Here is a 4,077-nt window from a genome sequence, read left to right as displayed (position 1 = left end):
CGGACGGCCCCGGTGCCCGCACCGCCCCCTCCAGCCGGCGGGCCTCCGCGCGCCAGCGCGCGCCGTACGGGTCCGTGGTCCGGCGGGCCGCGTGCCAGGCGGCGGTCAGGTCGGGCCCGTACGCGGCGGGCAGTTCCTCGCTCAGCAGCGCCGTGACCTGCGCGGCGCGGGCCGGGCCGATCACCGGCGCCGCGTCCAGGAGCGCGCGGGCCAGGCGGGGATGGAGGCCGAGCAGGGCCAGACGGCGGCCGCGGTCCGTCGCACGGCCCGCGGCGTCGACCGCCCCCAGGTCGTGCAGGACGGCGCGGGCGGCGGTGAGGGCGCCCGGCGGCGGCGCGTCCAGCAGACCGAGCCCCGAGGCGTCCGGGTCGCCCCAGCACGCGGCCTGGAGGGCGAACCCGGTGAGGTCGGCCAGCGTGATCTCGGGCGCGGGCCGGCGGGGCAGCCTTACGTGCTCGGCCTGCGCCCAGCAGCGGTAGACCGTTCCCGGGCCCTCCCGCCCCGCCCGGCCCGCGCGCTGCTCCGCGGCGGCCCGCGACACCCGCACGGTGGCCAGCGCGCCGAGCCCGCGGGCGTGGTCCGTCCGCGGCTCGCGGGCGAGTCCGCAGTCCACCACGACCCGCACCCCCGGCACGGTCAGGCTGGACTCGGCGACCGAGGTGGCCAGCAGGACCCGGCGCCGCTCCCCGGGCGCGAGCGCCGCGTCCTGCACGGCGGCGGGCGCCCGCCCGTGCACCTGCAGCACATCCACACCGAGCCCGGAGACCATCCCCGCCACCCGCGCGATCTCCCCGGTCCCGGGCAGGAAGCACAGCACGTCGCCGTCGTGTTCGCGCAGCGCCCGCCGTACCACCGCCGCGACATGCTCCAGCAGCGCCGGATCGACCCGTGTGCCGTGCGGCGGCCGCACCGGCCGGGGCGGCGGCGCCCACCGCACGGCCACGGGGTGCAGGACGCCCGCGGCCTCCACCACCGGCCCGCCCAGCAGGCCCGCCCACGCGGCCGTGTCCGTCGTGGCGGACGCGGCCACCAGCCGCAGTTCCGGCCGCAGCAGGTCCCGTACATCCAGCAGGAACGCCATCGCCGTGTCCGCGTCGAGGTGCCGCTCGTGGCACTCGTCCAGGAGTACGGTGCCCACGCCGTCCAGGGCGGGGTCGCGTTGCAGGCGTTGCAGCAGCACCCCGGTGGTGACCACCTCGACGGCGGTACGGGCCGACGTCCGCCGCTCCCCGCGGACCGTGAATCCGACCGTCTCCCCGACGGGCTCGCCGAGCAGCCACGCCATCCGGCGCGCGGCGGCCCGCGCCGCCATCCGCCGCGGCTCGGCCACCAGCACCCGGCCGCCGGACTCCGCCGCCAGCAGCAGCGGCACGAGCGTCGTCTTCCCCGTCCCCGGCGGCGCGGCCAGCACCACACCGCCCGACTCCCGCAACCCGGCCAGTACCTCCGGCACCACCGCCCCCACCGGCAGCGCCCGTCCCTCCGGCCGGATGTCCGTACCCCTCACGGCGTCGGCCGCCCGCGCAGCGGTGGCCCGCCGATCGCCGGAGGCATCCTCACTCCGCCACGCACACGAAGATCGCCGTGCCCGGCAGCAGCCGTCCCCGCAGCGGCGACCAGCCACCCCAGTCCTGGGTGTTCCACTCCGGCCACTCCGGCTCGACCAGGTCGACCAGGCGCAGGCCGGCCGCGGTGATCTCGCGGACGCGGTCGCCGAGGGTGCGGTGGTGTTCGACGTAGACGGCGATGCCGCGGTCGTCCTGCTCGACGTAGGGGGTGCGGTCGAAGTAGGAGGAGATGGCGGTCAGGCCCTCGGGCCCCGGCTCGTCGGCGAACGCCCAGCGCACCGGGTGGGTGACCGAGAAGACCCAGCGACCGCCGGGCCGCAGCACCCGCCGTACCTCCCGGTGCACGCGCGCGGTGTCGGCGATGAACGGCAGCGCCCCGTACGCCGAGCAGGCCACGTCGAAGGAGCCGTCGGCGAACGGGAGGGCGCCCGCGTCGGCCTGCACCAGTGACACCGGGCTGTCCGCCGCGGCGATGTCCTCGTCGATGCGCCGCGCGTGCTGGAGCTGGCGGGCCGAGAGGTCCAGGGCGACCGGCCGGGCGCCCTGCGCGGCCAGCCACCGCGAGCACTGGGCCGCGCCGGCGCCGATCTCCAGCACCGCCAGGTCCTTCAGCCCGGTGGCCGGGCCGAGCAGCCCCGCCGCCGCCTCGTCCAGCCCCTCCGGGCCCCACACGAACCGGGCGTCCCCCAGGAAGTCGCCGTGCTCCACCTGGTAGTCGTCCGCATTCCGGTCCCACCAGTGGCGGTTGGCCCGGCTGCTCTCCGTGACGCCGGCGCTACGACGGGTGGCTTCGGGTTCTGGTCCTTGGATCATCGCGGCAGTCGTCGTACTCTCTGAGAAGACCAGCGGGTGGGTGAATTGAGCCGGTTCGGTCCAATACGCGCTTGGTGTGCTCTTCGTGCATTGACCGTGCACGGCTGCCCCCGTATGCTACAAGTTGCGCTGTGAGCCTGCGCGCCTCAGACAGAGCAGGCTGTGCTCGATACTGTTGCAGACCCCTCGGCCTAGTGGCTGTCCGGAATCGGCAGGAGCGAAAAGGGTTCCCGGCGTAGCAGTACCTACGACTTACTGTCCGTACCGGAGTCCTTTCCCTAATGACGAGCAGCACCGAGGCCCCTCGTACCACCCCGCAGGTGGCGGTCAACGACATCGGCAACGAGGAAGCCTTCCTCGCGGCGATCGACGAGACGATCAAGTACTTCAACGACGGCGACATCGTCGACGGCGTCATCGTGAAGGTCGACCGGGACGAGGTCCTGCTCGACATCGGTTACAAGACCGAAGGTGTCATCCCCTCCCGCGAGCTGTCCATCAAGCACGACGTCGACCCCAACGAGGTCGTCGCCGTGGGCGATGAGATCGAGGCCCTGGTCCTCCAGAAGGAGGACAAGGAAGGCCGCCTGATCCTCTCGAAGAAGCGTGCGCAGTACGAGCGCGCGTGGGGCACCATCGAGAAGATCAAGGAAGAGGACGGCATCGTCACCGGTACCGTCATCGAGGTCGTCAAGGGCGGTCTCATCCTCGACATCGGCCTGCGCGGCTTCCTGCCCGCCTCGCTCGTCGAGATGCGCCGCGTCCGTGACCTCCAGCCCTACGTGGGCAAGGAGCTCGAGGCCAAGATCATCGAGCTGGACAAGAACCGCAACAACGTGGTCCTGTCCCGCCGTGCCTGGCTGGAGCAGACCCAGAGCGAGGTCCGTCAGACCTTCCTCACCACCCTGCAGAAGGGCCAGGTGCGCTCCGGCGTCGTCTCCTCCATCGTCAACTTCGGTGCGTTCGTGGACCTCGGCGGCGTCGACGGTCTGGTGCACGTGTCCGAGCTGTCCTGGAAGCACATCGACCACCCGTCCGAGGTCGTCGAGGTCGGCCAGGAGGTCACGGTCGAGGTCCTGGACGTCGACATGGACCGCGAGCGCGTCTCCCTGTCGCTGAAGGCGACCCAGGAAGACCCGTGGCAGCAGTTCGCCCGCACCCACCAGATCGGTCAGGTCGTCCCGGGCAAGGTCACCAAGCTGGTTCCGTTCGGCGCGTTCGTCCGGGTGGACGAGGGCATCGAGGGCCTGGTGCACATCTCCGAGCTGGCCGAGCGCCACGTGGAGATCCCGGAGCAGGTCGTCCAGGTCAACGACGAGATCTTCGTCAAGGTCATCGACATCGACCTCGAGCGTCGTCGCATCAGCCTCTCGCTGAAGCAGGCCAACGAGTCCTTCGGTGCCGACCCGGCCTCGGTGGAGTTCGACCCGACACTGTACGGCATGGCCGCGTCGTACGACGACCAGGGCAACTACATCTACCCCGAGGGCTTCGACCCCGAGACCAACGACTGGCTCGAGGGCTTCGAGACCCAGCGCGAGGCGTGGGAGGGCCAGTACGCCGAGGCGCAGCAGCGCTTCGAGCAGCACCAGGCTCAGGTCATCAAGAGCCGCGAGGCCGACGAGGCCGCTGCTGCCGAGGGCGCTGCCGCCCCGGCCGCCGGTGGCAACGCCGGTGCGGGCATCTCGGGTGGTTC

General features: G+C 72.7%; 3 protein-coding genes. 1 reads left to right on the top strand and 2 read right to left on the bottom strand.

Features of this window, described 5'->3' with window-relative positions; all coding sequences use genetic code 11:
* Window positions 1-1,465, bottom strand: a 1,465-nt coding sequence (locus VIW71_RS26040) for a helicase-related protein (RefSeq protein WP_331625085.1), incomplete at its 3' end; no start/stop codon positions are given.
* A 91-nt stretch (window positions 1,466-1,556) separates the two neighbouring features.
* Window positions 1,557-2,381 (bottom strand): class I SAM-dependent methyltransferase, encoded by an 825-nt coding sequence (locus tag VIW71_RS26035; protein WP_331625084.1) that lies wholly within the window; start codon window positions 2,379-2,381, stop codon window positions 1,557-1,559.
* A 281-nt stretch (window positions 2,382-2,662) separates the two neighbouring features.
* Between VIW71_RS26035 and rpsA the strand changes: the two genes are divergently transcribed.
* The coding region (gene rpsA / locus VIW71_RS26030; RefSeq protein ID WP_331625083.1) for a 30S ribosomal protein S1 at window positions 2,663-4,077 on the top strand (1,415 nt) is incomplete at its 3' end.

This window comes from Streptomyces sp., assembly GCF_036524955.1.
In the GTDB taxonomy this organism is placed as follows: domain Bacteria; phylum Actinomycetota; class Actinomycetes; order Streptomycetales; family Streptomycetaceae; genus Actinacidiphila.
The sequence above is the reverse complement of the archived record's forward strand: the minus strand, read 5'-3'. Positions and strand labels throughout refer to the sequence as shown.